This is a genomic window from Burkholderia pseudomultivorans (assembly GCF_902499075.1).
GTDB classification, from domain to species: Bacteria; Pseudomonadota; Gammaproteobacteria; order Burkholderiales; family Burkholderiaceae; genus Burkholderia; species Burkholderia pseudomultivorans.
The window spans coordinates 1-16,024 of sequence record NZ_CABVPP010000059.1; the positions used below are offsets into that span (position 1 = coordinate 1).

Sequence of the window (16,024 nt, forward strand, 5' to 3'; positions counted from 1 at the left end):
GGCGGTTCCGGCGGTTCCGGCGGTTCCGGCGGTTCCGGCGGTTCCGGCGGTTCCGGCGGTTCCGGCGGTTCCGGCGGTTCCGGCGGCGATGGACCCCCGAATGGCTCATTCGGTTCCGGCCCGACCACGGGCATCGCTGGCGGCGCCGACTACGCCGCGACCGGCGCCACGCCCCCACCCGCCACCATCGCGCCGCCCGCCCCACCCGACAACCCGGCTGAACAGGCCGTACTCGCCGCATTGGGATACGGCCCCGTTACTTACGAATGGCTCGCCGAGCGCAGCGGCCTGCCCGACCACGACCTGCACCGCGCGCTGCTCGCGCTGGAGCTGGCCGGCCGGGCCGCATCCCTTCCCGGCGGCCGCTTCGCGCGGCTTGACGCCGCGTCAACCCCGCCTGCACCGGGCGTGCTACAGTCCCCCGAATAGTGGCGGCCGCGCCGCCGACGACATACCAAGGAACACCATGCCCGCGCTGAATCTCGACATCGATGCGGATCGGATCGCCGAGCGTCTCGCCGATCCTGGCACGCTGCTCGTCGCCTGCCTGTGCGCCGAGTGGTGCGGCACCTGCCGCGACTACCGGACCACCTTCGACCAGCTCGCCGACGCACATCCCGACGCCTGCTTCGCCTGGATCGACATCGAAACCCATGCCGACCAGCTCGACGACCTCGACGTCGAAAATTTCCCGACGATCCTGATCGAGGACGCGAACACCGCGCGTTTTTTCGGCACGGTGCTGCCGCACGCGGCGATCGTCGAACGGATGCTGACCGATCTGGCCGCCGTGCCCGGCGTGCAGCACGCACCGAAATTGCGCAACGTCCTGAACGTCGCGGCCTGAACCCGTGCGCCGGCGGGCGGTTTTTCGCGCATTTGCGCCTCCCGCCGCGCCGGGCGCTTGCCGCCGTTGCGGCCCCCCTCTATGATGAGCCGCTTTTTGCACGCCGAGCCGCCGTCGCGACGGCGTGTGCTATAAAGCCGTCGTAAAAGGGACCCACGCCGGCGAACCCGGTCTACCAACACACACCTGTCATGTCCAAAGCACTGATCATTGCGGAAAAGCCTTCTGTCGCGAACGACATCGCGCGCGCTTTGGGCGGCTTTACCAAGCATGACGAATACTTCGAGAGCGACGAATACGTCCTTTCGTCCGCTGTCGGCCATCTGCTGGAAATCGCCGCTCCGGAAGAGTACGAGGTCAAGCGCGGGAAGTGGAGCTTCGCACATCTGCCCGTCATCCCCCCGCATTTCGACCTGAACCCGATCGCAAAAAGCGAGTCGCGCCTCAAGGTGCTCACCAAGCTGATGAAGCGCAAGGATGTCGACCGCCTGATCAACGCATGCGACGCGGGGCGCGAGGGCGAGCTGATTTTCCGCCTGATCGTGCAGCACGCGAAGGCGAAGCAGCCGGTCCAGCGCCTGTGGCTGCAGTCGATGACGCCGCAGGCGATCCGCGATGGTTTCGCGCACCTGCGCAGCGACACGGACATGCAGCCGCTCGCCGACGCCGCACGCTGCCGCTCGGAAGCCGACTGGCTGGTCGGGATCAACGGCACCCGCGCGATGACCGCGTTCAACAGCAAGGGCGGCGGCTTCTTCCTGACCACGGTCGGCCGCGTTCAGACGCCAACCTTGTCGATCGTCGTCGAACGTGAAGAGAAAATCCGCCGTTTCGTCCCGCGCGACTACTGGGAAGTGAAGGCCGAATTCGCGTGCGCGGGCGGCTTCTATGAAGGCAAGTGGTTCGACCCGAAATTCAAGCGCGACGAATTCGACCCCGAGAAGCGCGATTCGCGTCTGTGGAGCCTGCCGGCGGCCGAAACGATCGTCGCCGCATGCCGCGACCAGCTCGGCACGGTCACCGAGGAATCGAAGCCGTCGACGCAACTGTCGCCGCTGCTGTTCGACCTGACGAGCCTGCAGCGCGAGGCGAACAGCCGCTTCGGCTTCTCCGCGAAGAACACGCTCGGCCTCGCCCAGGCGCTGTACGAAAAGCACAAGGTGCTGACCTACCCGCGTACCGACGCGCGCGCACTGCCGGAAGACTACATCTCGACCGTGCAGTCGACGCTCGAGATGCTCAAGGAAAGCCACAACTACCTGCCGCACGCGAAGCAGGTGCTCGACAAGGGCTGGGTGAAACCGAACAAGCGGATCTTCGACAATTCGAAGATCAGCGACCACTTCGCGATCATCCCGACGCTGCAGGCGCCGAAGTCGCTGTCCGAGCCGGAGCAGAAGCTGTACGACATGGTCGTGAAGCGCTTCCTCGCGGTGTTCTTCCCGGCCGCCGAATTCCGCGTCACCACGCGGATCACCGAAGTCGTCGGCCATCACTTCAAGACCGAAGGCAAGGTGCTCGTCGAGCCGGGCTGGCTGCAGGTGTACGGCCGCGACGCCGAAGGCGCGGACGCGAACCTCGTGCCGGTGCAGAAGGACGAGAAGGTGAAGACGGACGAGATCGCCGCCGTCGCGCTCGTGACGAAACCGCCCGCACGCTACTCGGAAGCGACGCTGCTGTCGGCGATGGAAGGCGCGGGCAAGCTGGTCGAGGACGACGAGCTGCGCGAGGCGATGGCCGCGAAGGGTCTCGGCACGCCGGCCACGCGTGCGGCGATCATCGAAGGGCTGCTCGGCGAGAAATATCTGGTGCGCGAAGGCCGCGAGCTGATCCCGACCGCGAAGGCCTTCCAGCTGATGACACTGCTGCGCGGGCTGGGCGTGAAGGAACTGACCGCGCCCGAACTCACCGGCGAATGGGAATACAAGCTGTCGCAGATGGAGCGCGGCAACCTCGGGCGCGACGCGTTCATGCAGGAAATCGCCCGCATGACGCAGCAGATCGTCAAGCGCGCGAAGGAATACGATTCCGACACGATTCCCGGCGATTACGCGACGCTCGAAACGCCGTGCCCGAACTGCGGCGGCCAGGTGAAGGAAAACTATCGCCGTTTCGCGTGCACGAAGTGCGAGTTCTCGATCTCGAAGATCCCGGGCAGCCGGCAGTTCGAGATCGCGGAAGTCGAGGAGCTGCTGCAGAAGAAGGAAATCGGGCCGCTGTCCGGTTTCCGCAGCAAGATGGGCCGGCCGTTCTCCGCGATCCTCAAGCTGTCGTTCGACGACGAGACGAAGAACTACAAGCTCGAGTTCGACTTCGGCCAGGACCAGGGCGGCGAGGAAGGCGAAGCGCCCGACTTCTCCGCGCAGGAACCGGTCGGCGCGTGCCCGAAGTGCAAGGGCCGCGTGTTCGAGCACGGGATGAGCTACGTGTGCGAACACTCGGTCGCGAACCCGAAGACCTGCGACTTCCGCTCGGGCAAGGTGATCCTGCAGCAGGAAATCACGCGCGAGCAGATGGGCAAGCTGCTCGCCGACGGCCGCACCGACCTGCTGCCGAACTTCAAGTCGTCGCGCACCGGCCGCAACTTCAAGGCGTTCCTCGTGAAGCAGCCGGACGGCAAGATCGGCTTCGAGTTCGAGAAGAAGGAACCGAAGGCGGCCGCCGCGAAGAAGACGGCGAAATCGGCGACGAAGGATGCCGAAACCGTGACGGAAGGCGCAGAAGAGAAACCGGCGCCGGCTCGCAAGACCGCCGCGCGCAAGACGACGACGCGCAAGACGGGGTCGTAACCGCCGGACAAGCCGGAAACCGGCTTGTCGCCGGCCCGACCTGCCGGCCTCGGCAAGCGGCCATAAAAAACGCGGATCGATCGCTCGATCCGCGTTTTTCTTTTGCGCTGCCCGGCCGCGACAAGCGCCGCCCGGCCGTCGCGCCGCGCGTTACAGCGGCGACGGCGCCGCGACGCGCGTGCGCGACGAACGCGGCAGGCGCGGCGACAGGTTCGGGTCGGCCGACTCGGGCTGCTCGGCGCGCGTCTCGACGCCGATCGGCGCGAGCGCCGCGCCCTGCGCGGCCCACTGCTCGCCCATCGTCGCATCGGTCGAATGGCTGAAGTATTCGACGAGGTGGTCGATGAAGGTGCGCACCTTCGCCGGCAGATGGCGGCGGCTCGGATACGCGATATTGATCTCGACCTGCGGCAGCCGGAAATCCGGCAGCAGCCGCACCAGCGCACCGCGCGCGATGTCGCCGCCGATCAGGTAGCTCGGCAGGATCGCGACGCCCATCCCGAGCAGCGCGAACTGGCGCAGCATCGCGGTGTTGTTCGCGACGATCACGTTGGTCGGGCGCACTCGCACTTCGCCGTCCGGCCCCGTAAACACGCGCTCGTCGCCCCAGTATTCGGTCGGCAGGCTCAGGCTCGGGTGCTCGGCGAGCTGCTCCGGATGCGTCGGCACGCCATGCTTCTCCAGATAGCTCGGCGTCGCGCACACCGTCATGCAGCCAGTGGTCAGCCGCCGCGTGACGATGCTCGCGCTGCGCATCTGGCGCGTGACCACGATGCCGACGTCGAAACCTTCCTCGACGAGATCGACCTGCCGGTCGACCAGCGTCAGATCCGGCACCACTTTCGGGAAATGCTCGGTGTACGACTGCAGCACCGGCGCAAGGTTATGCAGGCCGAACACCACGGGCGCGACGATGCGCAGCGTGCCGACTGGCTCGTGATTGCGCGCGACGACCATCTGTTCGACGTCCTCGAGCTCGTCGAGAATCTGGCGCGCGCGCTCCAGATAGACCTGGCCCGACTCCGTCAGCGAAAGGCTGCGTGTGGTACGGTTCAGCAGGCGCGTGCCGAGCCGGCCTTCCAGATCGGCAACGTGGCGCGTCGCGACCGCGTTGGAGATATCCATTGCACTCGCGGCCCGCGCGAAACTGCCGAGATCCGCAACCTTGACGAACACGCGCATCGACTGCAAATGATCCATAAACGACTCCTGCCGCTGTTACAACTTCAAAAAGTTGAAGCAAATGCGTAATTCTCCTACGACAGCGGAAATGATGCAGAGTTGCCTAACAGGGGCGTGAATCGAGATAAAAATAGTCAAAAATCCTCGGTCCGGGCGGATAGTTGATCCAATTATTCTGATTGGAGCAACAATTGGGTGAACCTCGTCCGGGAAACGGCCGAATCAGGAAGGACGTATTTGATGCGACACAGCATCGCACCTGCCCTACGGCGCGACGCCGCCGCCGGTGAGGCCGCCGCCGATTGCAGCCGAGCGTAACAACCTGTTAAAAAGACACCACGAACGCGGCCGGCGTAGCATCATGTCGGCCCCGGCCGGACGGGACGGGCGCGCGACGTGCGCCGCCGCCACGGGATTCAACGCGCGACACCCCACTCACCATGAAAATTGCCATCCTCGACGACTACCAGGACGCCGTCCGCAAGCTGAACTGCTTCGAGATGCTCGCCGACCACGACGTGAAGGTCTTCAACAACACGGTGCGCGGCCTGGGACAACTGGCGAGCCGCCTCGCGGAAGTCGAGGCGCTCGTGCTGATTCGCGAACGCACGCAAATCTCGTCGCAACTGCTCGCAAAATTGCCGAATCTGCGCATGATCAGTCAGACCGGCCGCGTGTCGAGCCATATCGACCTCGAAGCCTGTACCGACCGCGGCATCGCGGTGCTCGAAGGCACCGGTTCGCCGATCGCGCCGGCCGAGCTGACCTGGGCGCTCGTGATGGCCGCCCAGCGCCGCATTCCGCAGTACGTCGCGAACCTGAAGCAGGGCGCGTGGCAGCAGTCGGGCCTGAAGACGTCGGCGCTGCCGCCGAACTTCGGCCTCGGCCAGGTGCTGCGCGGCCAGACGCTCGGCATCTGGGGCTACGGCAAGATCGGCCGGCTGGTTGCCGGCTATGGCAAGGCGTTCGGAATGAACGTGCTGATCTGGGGCCGCGAGCATTCGCTCGAAGCCGCGCGCGCCGACGGCTACACGGCCGCCGACAGCCGCGAAGCGCTGTTCGAGCAGAGCGACGTGCTGTCGCTGCACCTGCGCCTGCACGACGACACGCGCGGCATCGTCAAGCAGGACGACCTGATGCGGATGAAGCCGACCTCGCTGCTCGTCAACACGAGCCGCGCGGAACTGCTCGAGGAAAACGCGCTCGTCAACGCGCTGTCGCACAACCGGCCGGGAATGGTCGCGATCGACGTGTTCGAAAGCGAGCCGATCCTGCAGGGCTACAGCCTGCTGCGCATGGAAAACGTGATCTGCACGCCGCACATCGGCTACGTCGAGCGCGAAAGCTACGAGCTGTATTTCAGCGCGGCGTTCAGGAACATCCTCGCGTTCGACCAGGGCGACATGTCGAGCGTCGCCAATCCGGAAGCGCTGACGCCGATCCGCAAGCGCTGATTGCGCGGGCCGCGCACGCCGCGGCCCGGCTTCCCGCCTTCAGGCGGCCACGCGGCCGCCCGTCATCGCGCCGACGCGCGTGAGGAAATGCTCGCCGTCGCGCCGCCCGAGGTCGTACGCATGCTGCATCTGCGACGGACTCGTGTAATCCCAGCTCGAAATCGGCACCTTGCTCGACGGCTGCACGTACAGCCGCCGCTGGTCGCCGTGCGCGACCGTGAACATCTGCGGGCGCGGATACAGCCGCGTGACGAGCACCAGCACGTCGCCCGGCGAAGCGTCGAGCGCGCCGACCGGCACGTTGTCGACCATCCCGCCGTCGAGCACCGGCCGGCCGCCGCGGCGCAGCACCGGCGTGAACGGCGGCGTGCACGACGACTGCAGGATCAGGTCGGCGAGGTCTTCGACGTTCGCGCACGCCTGCGCGCGCACGAACTCCGGGCGAAAGCCGAGTGCGCGCCCGAGCGTCGGATGCAGCGTCTTGCGCACGTATTTCTCGATGTTGTAAGCGACGAGGCCGGCGGCGACCGCGCTGCGTGCGCCGAGCCAGCGCGGCACATGCGACACGCCGATGCGGATTTCCGGTGCCGCGGCGAGCTTCTCGAATGGTTCGCCGTAGATGTCGAGCAGCGCCTGGCGGTAGATCCGGTAATGCGGAAACACCGGCTCGCGGCCGAACAGGTTGCCCCAGTACGCGTTCTTCCGGTTATGACGCAGCGCCTGCTCGTAATAGCGCATGACCCACGCGGCGTCGCGCGTATACAGCATGCAGGCCGTCGCGGCGCCGGCCGAGATCCCCGCGATCACGCGTGGACGCAGGTCGAGCGCGGGCTGGGCAACGTCCCAGAAGCCGGCCTGCCACCAGCAGCGGTTGCCGCCGCCGGCAAAGACGATCTGGTCGAACATCGGGCCGCTCAATTGACGAGCGCGTAGGTCGACGTCGCGTGGACGGCCATGTTGCCGTCCTCATCGAACAGTTCGACCTCTCCGAACACGAGATTGCGGCCCATGCGCAGCACACGGGCGGTGACGAGCACGTCGCCCTTGCGGACCGGGCGCATGAAATTCGTGTTCAGCGACACAGTCGTCATCGGCCGGAACTCGCCGAGCGCCGCCGAGATCGCGACCACCATCGCGGTGTCGGCCGCGGCCGTGAAGACCTGGCCGCAGATCCCGCCGCCGGAATGACGGAATTCGCCGGAAAACGGCAGACGCAACGTCACGCTGTCGTCGTTGATCGATACGGGGACCAGGTTCAGCGAGCGGACCCACGGGGCCAGCAGGCGATTCAGCAATTCGCGGACTGCGTTCTCGTCCATCTTCGGATGTCCAGAAAGCGTTGCGCGACCGCCGCGCAACGGGATGGACGTCATCATACCGGGAGCGCGTCAACTGCGATGACTCGTCATGGTCGTGTCAGCTCCGGCCCCAGTGACGAAATATTTTTGAGAAATTTGCAGAAAGGGCTTGCCAAGCCTTCGGAAGCCGGGCATAATCTTTCTTCTGTTGGGGGCGTTAGCTCAGTTGGTAGAGCAGCGGACTCTTAATCCGTAGGTCGAGTGTTCGAGTCACTCACGCCCCACCAAAGAATTCAAGGGCTTAGCAGCGATGCTAAGCCCTTTTTTCTTTCCATCACCCCTCGATATTAGACGCTGTCCAATATCGAGCATCCATATTCCTCCCGTAGCCTGCCAATTCAGACAGGATCGTTCCCCCGCTACCCAGCGTGCTACATTCCTCTGCGGATTTCTTCCATACGAGGGTTCGATGGGCTTCGCATTCATTCGAGACGGTGACAGAACCTCTCACTGCGGGCGCGTTATCGCCAGCGATATGACCAACACCGTCGACGGAAAGGCGCTGGCTCTGCTCGGCGACATGGTTTCATGTCCGCGCTGCGGCGGCGTCTATCCGATCGTCAAGATCAAGGCAGACCTGCACATGACGTTCAACGGACGTCCGGTCGCGTCCGACGGCGACATGACCGCGTGCGGCGCGACCCTGATCGCCTCCCAAAGCACCGCAACGGCGTCCCCGACATCGGGCGCCGGCGCGCCAGTTGGCGGCGGCAGGAGCGTCGTCGCACAGAACGATGGTCCGAATCGCGGCCGCTTCCAGGTCGTCGACGACAACACGCGCCTCCCCATTGCGAACCATCCGTATACGGTCACATCGGCGGACGGCCAAACGATCCACGGCACAACGGACGCAGACGGCCATACGGACTGGCTGAACACGCAACAAGCCGCGTCACTATCGTTCCGCCAACCGGGCACCAGCAAGGCATGACCGACTATTCGAGCAGCTCGGCAGCAGGCGCGAGCAAGGGAGACGGCAACACGACCGTCGTCGGGCTCGACGGTCGTCTGTCCGGGAAGGACAAGGAAGTGCTCTGCGGCGTTATGTGCCCGTGCGCGCGCATTGGCGTCGCGACGCGCGAAGACAAACGAGGCAGGTCAAGAACGCTCAGACAGGCGTGCGTCGCCCAACGGCTGGACGCCATGAACGCCGATGCCCGAAAAAGATACGGCGCACCCACCGAGTATCTGCCGGAAGTCAGCTACGACATGAGCCCGACACCACCAGCTCCCCCGGTCCCGATCATGGACGAAGCGAGCCCGCTGCGCCCCGATTCGCTTGTCGACTGGATCCGCGATAATTGGCCGGGTAGCATGAAAGGCTATCGCGACGGGAAGAGGGCGGGGTTGGATCAAACGCGTCGTCCCGATGTCGTGATTGTTCGCGATCCCACTCTGCCGCCCGAGCAATCGAATATCAAAACGGTCGTCGAAATGAAGTTCGAGGATTCATACGGCGATCGTCAAAAGGAGGCATACGTGCGAATCGCTGGCAGCGACAAAAAGGTCGCGACGCTTCGCCCCGCTGACTGCGGATGCCGCGATGACGAACCGGACGAGAAGCCCGTGCGATCGACGCAAACTCAAACCGACGTCGAGTCGATTTTCGGCGTCAGTCCGGCCGGGCCAGGCCGCGCGCTGCCCGCTCCGACCCCACTTTCGCCGGGCGTTCCCGGCTTCGTGCTCCCCTGAATGCCATGACGAAAGACGAACTGGCCGCATGGGCCAACGACCCCAAGCGGCGCGACACTCTGCCCTATGGGCTGTTCGAGCCGGCCTATCAGAAGGGCATCGTAGGTGCTGCATTCGTCGTGCGTGGCGTCCTGTACTTCAGGAACGGCTACGAGGATGCCACGCGCAAGGCGCTGACGCGCTGCTACGACCGCTATCTCGACGTCATCACCAAGTACGAAGCGGCATTGGCGCAGGCCGAAGGGCGCGACGCGCCGAAGGCCGGCCCGATGCGATGGTTTTACGCCGAGGGTGAAGCGCCCGTCGCGTTCGGCAAATCGCCCGGTTTCGCCGATCTGGCGAAGCGCCTACCGAGTAGCACCGCCCTCGTGTCGACCACGACCAGCGCGGACCACAAGCTCGCGGCCGGCTTCTACGACTTCTCCGTGTTCTGCCTCGAAGATTGGGAAGCGAAGTTCGGACGCAGTCTCGATGTCATGTCGTTCACCGTCCCGCGCAGCTTTCTTCAGCTCGCGCCCGGCGAGTTCGAGCGCCTGTTTGCCGAGTTTGCCGATTGGCTGCGCCCGGTGCATGGGCACGGCGGATACGCGGTCAACCTTCCGCCGATGGGGCGCGATCCGAACGAAGCGAGCGAGTATTTTTGGGCGCGGCAGTACGGGGCCGGGGTCGATGTCGGCAGTCCGCGGCGCACATGCGTGCGCGACCTCACCGACAAGCTGAAGACGGTCGATTGGCTGACAGCGATCGATGCCGATCTGGTTCGCAACGCCGGCGGTGCGGCCGGGCTAATGCTCCCCCCGGACTGGTATCGAAAGTCGCCGCTCGGCGATGGCGGCCTACTCATCCAGGCCGGCACCGAGCCGCAAGCGGGCGTATCGATGGGTGAAGGGCAACCACCGGCACCACCGGCCGCGTACGTCCTGCTGAACAAGGCTCTCCGCCCGATCGTCGCCGACACTATCGACAGCCTGCAAGATGGCACAGTCAGCAGCACCGCGCCCCTTCTCAACACCACCGTTGCGAGCGAAGCGTGGCTACATCGCTTCAACGTGCCGGACGACGAACTACCCGGCTACTGGATCGAGCTTCACAAGACGGAGAAATTGCCCGCCATCAAATGACGCGTGACCGGTCGGTGGCACAGGTGACACCGACCCACACCCGCGCTCGCCGGGCGGCCCAATACTCGGGCGCAGATATCGGTCGTGCGCGTCGACGCATCGATTCGCATCGTCGTGCATCAAAACGCACGATTTCCGGGCACCCCAAAATGCCCGAAACCCCGCGCCACAAGGGCCGCCGAGCAGGACGGCCCGGTGCACTAAAACCACCCACTCAAGCAAAGCCCGCAGGCGGGGAGGGGACCGCACAGCGGCGGCCGCAGCGCGGGCCGGCATCCCCTCCCCCATCCCCGGATGCCCGCCACGGCCGCACGACAGCCTCCGCGCGCCCTTCGCAGCATGGCGTCCGACCTGAACCACCCCACGCGGGCCAACCCGCTGTAGCGCCTCTATTCGCGCCGAGCCCAAAATCCGCCAATGCCGCGGATCGTAGAAGTCGCCCTTCTCTCGGCAATAGTTGACCGCACAAGCAATCTCACACTCTGACGCCGAGGGGCTTCTCTTCCTGTCGAAGTTCACAACGCCCTGGAACGCTTCGAGATCCAACAGCTGATGCATACCAAGATCGCTTGCGACAGTGGGCAAACGTGTGCCGGGAATCAGGTCCTCCTGTTTATCGTCCCCTTTCCAGATAGAGGACTTGCGTCCCATCAGCGATTCCCAAGAATTTCGGTTTAACGAACAAAGCTGTATTCCCGCATCGCAACAATCAGCGCCTCTCGAGACTAGCAAGCGCCTTTGATAAATCTTCTTTATGCTCAGTAAGCATAGTCGCAAAAACTTCCGGCGAAGATGCCGTCAGCACTAGCATACGCATCTTTTCCGTCAGCAGTAAAACAGAATCTCTCTCACCAGATCAACTGCTGAGTTCATCAAAACGGAAGCCTTCCACTTTTCAGCCCGCTTAGACCAAGGTTAGCTCATCCTTATAGGCAAGCGTGTAGTATTTTGCGATAAGGGCGGCAACCCTCTCTTTGTCTTGCGCATCTAGTGATGTGCCATCATCCCACTCCTTCAAGCTGCCCTTATTAAAAATCGCGTTACGCGCAGATATCTCACAAATCAACGCTCGGCCATTTTCCTGAAAAAACAGCCCCTCACCTTTATAAATTATTAGCAATCTGACAATCCCAACCAAGCGGTCGTCGAATGCGTAACACGATCCATTCAATTTCAACTCTTTTATATAGTCCAAGTCCTCTTTGTTCATTTTTCTTCCTCCGCACTTATCGCACTACCAGTCTTTGAAAATGCGCCATTCTTCTTCCGCCTGGCAATACCGGTGACATTCCAAAAGCCCTCCAGCTTCCGCTGCCCAACTATTTCCTTTCACACCCATAGCCGTCCCCTTCACATCAGCAAGCCCACCCAACCCCCTCTCCCCCGCCGTTTCCGCTAGAATCCTCCGACAAATAATCACACGACCGGCACGGAAACGCCGCTTCCGCACCGGCACTGAGAGAACATGGGACGTCAGACATGGAAGCATGTGAGCGAGACGCGACCATTCGGAGAGCACGGTCGCGCCGACATCGACCCGTCCACCGGAACGCGCCGCGCCCCCGCCCGAACCCGCCCTGCCGCGCCTGCAGCAGGTCCGGCCGTGCCGCATAGGAACGCGCTCGCCGCGCTGATGCTCGGCGTCGTGCTATTGCTGCTCGCCGGCGCACTCGCCGTCACCACCGGCCGCGCGACCGGACACCTGGTTCGCGTGCCCGGCACCATCGTGCGCATCGTGCAGGACAGCGACACGATGCGCGCGTACCGGCCGATCGTCGGCTACCTTGCCGGCGACGGCCAGCGCCGCGAAATCGCCGGCAGCACCGCATCGACCGTCCCCGCCTACGACATCGGCCAGCGCGTCGACGTGCTGCTCGATCCCGCCCATCCCGAACGCCCCGCGCTGATCGACGACTTCGCGCAGCGCTGGCTCCCCGCCGCGGTGCCCGCGCTGCTGGCCATCGCATCGTTCGCGATCGGCGGCCTGCTGTATGCAGGCGAGCGCCGCCGCGACCCGGCCGCCGCCGCAGACGCCCGCACCCGGCATCGCTGGGATATCGCGCTCGTGCTGATCCCGATCGCGATCGGCACCGGCTTCCTCGCGAGCGCCGGCGCGACCGGCCTGCGCCAGTGGCAGATCGTGCGCCACTACGCGCACGCGACGGGCCGCGTCGTCGAGCTTGCGCAAACCACCCACCTGTCCGGCTCGCGCGCGTCGCTGTACTCGGCGATGGTCGCGTTCACCACCGACAGCGGCCGCCTGGTCACGTTCGCGCAAGGCCCGGCATCGGCGCATTCGACGCTGCACGCAGGCGAAGCGGTCACCGTGCTGTACGACCCCGTCACGCCGGAGCGCGCCGTCGTCGACCGCTTCTGGGATCGCTGGGGCCTCGCCGCGATCCTGTTCGCGATCGGCGCGCCGTTCGTGATCGCCGGACTGTTCATCGCGGCGACGCTATGGCCGGGGCAGCGGCCGCCGGAAATCACGCAGTAGCGCCCAGCGGCGGCGCACCGCGCGCTCATCGCTCCCGAAACGCCTCCACCTTCGCGCGGTTCCCGCAGGTGCGCATGTCGCACCAGCGGCGTCCGACGCCGCGCCCGCGATCGACGAAGAACCACGTACAGCGCCCGCACTGACGCACGCGCGCGAAATCGTCGCTGCGCAGCAACTGTTCGAACCCGAGCGCAGCCGCGTCGATCCAGCGCGACGCCGCCCGTGCGTCGGGCCGCCACGCGAAACGGCCGTCCACCGCGGTCAACGCGCTGCGCGCGACCGCCTCGCGGATCGCGCCGGCCAGTCGCTCCGCCGCGCGCGCGCCGGCGCTGCCGCCGTCGCCGGCCGTCAGATACCGGATCGCGGCATACGCGTCCTCGCGAAAACGCTGCAGCGCGGCCAGTTCGTCGGCGCCGTCCTGCCGCACGTGCCGCTGAAACCGCGCCAGGTCGACCGGCGCCAGCAACCCCGACTTCGCGACCCACGCCCGCACGGCCGGCCAGTCGACGAACTTGTCCGCGTCGCGCGTCTTGCCCGTATCGGCCACCGTATTGAGAAAATCGAGCGCCGGATGGCCGCCGACGAAATCCGCCGCGCCCCATTCGGTCGCCGGCAGTCCCGGCTCGTGTCGAGTAACCATTTATTTTCACCTATCGGTTTCATGTCCGGCCGATCCGGAGTAACCTGTTATCACCTTCAAACAGGTTAGCACGGAGAGGCCGATGCTCGAACTCGCCAATCGCTTCGATTTCGAAGGTCACCGGATCGCCTGGGGCGCGCTCGGCGAAGGCCCGCCGCTCGTGCTCATGCACGGCACGCCGTTTTCGTCGCAGGTGTGGCGGCGGATCGCGCCGTGGCTCGCGCGGCGTCATCGCGTGTTCTTCTACGACCTGCTCGGCTACGGCCAGTCCGACATGCCCGATGCGGACGTCTCGCTCGGCCGGCAGAACGCGTTGTTCGGCGCGATGCTGCGCGAATGGGGGCTCGTCCGCCCGCGCGTGCTCGCGCACGACTACGGCGGCGCGACCGTGCTGCGCGCACATTTTCTGGATGGCGTCGCGTATGCGGACCTGACGCTCGTGAACCCGGTCGCGATCGCGCCGCAAGGCTCGCCGTTCGTGCGGCACGTCGCGCAGCACGAAGCCGCGTTCGCGGGCTTGCCGGCCTATGCGCATCACGCGCTCGTGTCCGCGTATATCGGCAATGCGGTCGCGCGGCCGCTGAGCGACGATGCGCTGTCGGTCTACCGGTCGCCGTGGCTCACGCCGACCGGCCAGCCCGCGTTCTATCGCCAGATCGCGCAGATGCGCCAATGCTATATCGAGGAAATGGAAGCCCGCTATGCGGCGCCGGACTTTCCGGTGCACATCGTATGGGGCGAGGACGACGGATGGATTCCGCTCGCGCAAGGGCAAGCGCTCGCCGATCGCATCGCGAACGGCGCGCTGATTCGCGTGCCGCGCGCGGGCCATCTGGTGCAGGAGGATGCGCCGGAAGCGATCGTCGCGGCGGTGCTCGACACGTAGTCGCCCACCCCGTCAGCCGGCACGCGTGCGCGCCGCCCGCCCCGACACCTCCGCGACGGACGGCGCGCACGCATCATGCGACGACCAGGCACTTACCAAGGCAACGAATACGTCTTCGTATTCGTAAAGCTCTTCATCGCTTCCTGCACGCCTTCCTTGTACCCGAGCCCCGAATCCTTGACGCCGCCGAACGGCGTCAGCTCGAGCCGGTAGCCCGGCACTTCGCGCACGTTCACGCTGCCGACTTCCAGCTCGGTGATGAAGCGCGTGATCGCGTCGAAGCGGTTCGTGCAGATCGACGACGACAACGCATAGTCGGTACTGTTCGACATCCTGATCGCTTCGTCGATATCGCGAAAACGCATGATCGGCGACACCGGCCCGAAGGTCTCGTACTTCACCAGCGGCATGTCGGGCGTCACGCGATCGACGACGGTCGGCGAATACAGCGCACCGTCACGCACGTTGCCGACCAGCAGCCGCGCGCCGCGCGCGATCGCATCGTTCACCTGCTGCTCGCAGAACTTCGCGGCCGCCTCGTCGATCACCGTGCCCATGTCGACCGACGGATCGGCCGGGTTCCCGTACGACCACGCGCGCGTCTTCTCCACCACCAGCTCGGTGAAGCGGTCGGCGACCGCTTCGTGCACCAGCATCCGCTTGATCGCGGTGCAACGCTGCCCGGAGTTCTTGTACGAGCCCGACACCGCGAGCGTGCTCGCCTCGTCGAGATCGGCGTCGTCCATCACGATGATCGGATCGTTTCCGCCGAGTTCGAGCACCGCGCGGCGGTAGCCCATCCGCGACGCGATCGACTTGCCGATCGCCACGCCGCCGGTAAACGTGATCAGGTCGATCGCCGGGTTCGTGACGAGTTCGTCCGCGATCTCGCGCGGGTCGCCGGTCAGCACCTGCAGCATCTGCGGCGGCAGGCCCGCTTCATACAGGATGTCGGCGAACAGGTAGCACGACAGCGGCACCTTCTCCGACGGCTTCACGACGATCCGGTTGTTGGTCGCCACCGACGGCACGACCTTGTGCGCGACCTGGTTCATCGGATGGTTGAACGGCGTGATCGCGGAGATCGCGCCGAGCAGCGGCTCGCGCTGCGTGTAGACGCGACGCTTCTTGCCGTGCGGCGTCAGATCGCACGAGAAGATCTGCCCGTCGTCCTTCAGCACTTCGCCGGCGCCGAACGTCAGCACGTCGGCGACGCGCCCTGCTTCGTACGTCGAATCCTTGACGCACAGCCCGGCCTCGGCGGTGATCAGCGCCGCGATGTCGGCGGTGCGCGCGCGCACGATCTCGGCCGCGCGGCGCAGGATCGCCGCGCGCTCGTGGCGCGTGAGCGACGGCCGGTAGGCCCGCGCGACCGAGAATGCACGCCGCACGTCGTCGAGCGTCGCCTTCGGCACCGTGCCGACGAGTGCGCCGTCGTACGGGTTGCGCACTTCGATCACCGCATCGCGCCGGATGCGCTCGCCGTCGATTCGCAGTGCTTCATGACGGATCCCGCAAGCGGCCGTCGGTTCTGCAATGGCATTCATGGCTGTCTCCTGGT

Annotated in this window: 15 protein-coding genes and 1 tRNA gene; 10 read left to right on the forward strand and 6 right to left on the reverse strand. The window is 65.3% G+C overall.

Annotation, left to right across the window (positions count from 1 at the left end; translation table 11 throughout):
• From BST28156_RS34875 to BST28156_RS28155, 3 genes are all read left to right on the forward strand, one after another.
• Nucleotides 1-429, forward strand: a 429-nt coding sequence (locus tag BST28156_RS34875) for a DprA-like winged helix domain-containing protein (RefSeq protein ID WP_496350118.1), incomplete at its 5' end; no start/stop codon positions are given.
• A gap of 37 nt (nt 430-466) precedes the next feature.
• On the forward strand, nt 467-847 hold the full coding sequence (locus tag BST28156_RS28150) for a thioredoxin family protein (protein WP_009695740.1): 381 nt from the start codon (nt 467-469) through the stop codon (nt 845-847).
• 191 nt (nt 848-1,038) lie between these two features.
• On the forward strand, nt 1,039-3,636 hold the full coding sequence (locus BST28156_RS28155) for a DNA topoisomerase III (RefSeq protein WP_060244282.1): 2,598 nt from the start codon (nt 1,039-1,041) through the stop codon (nt 3,634-3,636).
• Nucleotides 3,637-3,786: 150 nt separating this feature from the next.
• Here BST28156_RS28155 and BST28156_RS28160 read toward each other — a convergent pair whose 3' ends face one another.
• Complete coding sequence (locus tag BST28156_RS28160) at nt 3,787-4,836, reverse strand: LysR family transcriptional regulator (protein ID WP_040128548.1); 1,050 nt, start codon at nt 4,834-4,836, stop codon at nt 3,787-3,789.
• A gap of 422 nt (nt 4,837-5,258) precedes the next feature.
• Here BST28156_RS28160 and BST28156_RS28165 point away from each other — a divergent pair, with 422 nt between their 5' ends.
• Nucleotides 5,259-6,272 carry a D-2-hydroxyacid dehydrogenase family protein gene (locus BST28156_RS28165; RefSeq protein ID WP_040128549.1) on the forward strand — a complete coding sequence of 338 codons (1,014 nt, stop codon included), beginning with the start codon at nt 5,259-5,261 and terminating at the stop codon, nt 6,270-6,272.
• Between the two features lie 39 nt (nt 6,273-6,311).
• Here the strand turns inward: BST28156_RS28165 and BST28156_RS28170 are convergent, their stop codons facing one another.
• Complete coding sequence (locus tag BST28156_RS28170) at nt 6,312-7,178, reverse strand: patatin-like phospholipase family protein (protein WP_174903950.1); 867 nt, start codon at nt 7,176-7,178, stop codon at nt 6,312-6,314.
• Nucleotides 7,179-7,186: 8 nt separating this feature from the next.
• A complete protein-coding gene (locus BST28156_RS28175; RefSeq protein WP_060334794.1) occupies nt 7,187-7,591 on the reverse strand; it encodes a PaaI family thioesterase in 405 nt (134 codons plus the stop codon).
• Between the two features lie 190 nt (nt 7,592-7,781).
• Between BST28156_RS28175 and BST28156_RS28180 the strand changes: the two genes are divergently transcribed.
• The 4 genes from BST28156_RS28180 (at nt 7,782) to BST28156_RS28195 (ending at nt 10,443) form a co-directional block, all read left to right on the forward strand.
• Nucleotides 7,782-7,857, forward strand: a tRNA-Lys gene (locus BST28156_RS28180).
• A 182-nt stretch (nt 7,858-8,039) separates the two neighbouring features.
• Nucleotides 8,040-8,561: a PAAR domain-containing protein gene (locus BST28156_RS28185; RefSeq protein WP_174903951.1), complete on the forward strand. Its 522-nt coding sequence runs from the start codon at nt 8,040-8,042 to the stop codon at nt 8,559-8,561.
• A complete protein-coding gene (locus tag BST28156_RS28190) occupies nt 8,558-9,322 on the forward strand; it encodes a VRR-NUC domain-containing protein (RefSeq protein WP_174903952.1) in 765 nt (254 codons plus the stop codon). Before BST28156_RS28185 ends, BST28156_RS28190 begins: the two co-directional genes overlap by 4 nt.
• Nucleotides 9,323-9,327: 5 nt before the next feature.
• Nucleotides 9,328-10,443, forward strand: a complete 1,116-nt coding sequence (locus BST28156_RS28195; RefSeq protein WP_009693139.1) for a DUF3396 domain-containing protein — start codon at nt 9,328-9,330, stop codon at nt 10,441-10,443.
• Between the two features lie 904 nt (nt 10,444-11,347).
• Here the strand turns inward: BST28156_RS28195 and BST28156_RS28200 are convergent.
• A complete protein-coding gene (locus BST28156_RS28200; RefSeq protein WP_174903953.1) occupies nt 11,348-11,653 on the reverse strand; it encodes a hypothetical protein in 306 nt (101 codons plus the stop codon).
• A 255-nt stretch (nt 11,654-11,908) separates the two neighbouring features.
• On the opposite strand from BST28156_RS28200, the gene BST28156_RS28205 reads away from it, so the two are divergent.
• Nucleotides 11,909-12,937 (forward strand): DUF3592 domain-containing protein, encoded by a 1,029-nt coding sequence (locus BST28156_RS28205; RefSeq protein ID WP_174903954.1) that lies wholly within the window; start codon nt 11,909-11,911, stop codon nt 12,935-12,937.
• Nucleotides 12,938-12,962: 25 nt separating this feature from the next.
• Here BST28156_RS28205 and BST28156_RS28210 read toward each other — a convergent pair whose 3' ends face one another.
• Nucleotides 12,963-13,577 carry a CGNR zinc finger domain-containing protein gene (locus tag BST28156_RS28210; RefSeq protein WP_174903955.1) on the reverse strand — a complete coding sequence of 205 codons (615 nt, stop codon included), beginning with the start codon at nt 13,575-13,577 and terminating at the stop codon, nt 12,963-12,965.
• An 82-nt stretch (nt 13,578-13,659) separates the two neighbouring features.
• Here BST28156_RS28210 and BST28156_RS28215 point away from each other — a divergent pair, with 82 nt between their 5' ends.
• Complete coding sequence (locus BST28156_RS28215) at nt 13,660-14,463, forward strand: alpha/beta fold hydrolase (RefSeq protein WP_174903956.1); 804 nt, start codon at nt 13,660-13,662, stop codon at nt 14,461-14,463.
• A 92-nt stretch (nt 14,464-14,555) separates the two neighbouring features.
• Here BST28156_RS28215 and phnY read toward each other — a convergent pair whose 3' ends face one another.
• Entirely contained in the window at nt 14,556-16,010 is a 1,455-nt protein-coding gene (phnY, locus tag BST28156_RS28220; RefSeq protein ID WP_174903957.1) for a phosphonoacetaldehyde dehydrogenase, read from the reverse strand.
• Between the last annotated feature and the right edge of the window lie 14 nt (nt 16,011-16,024).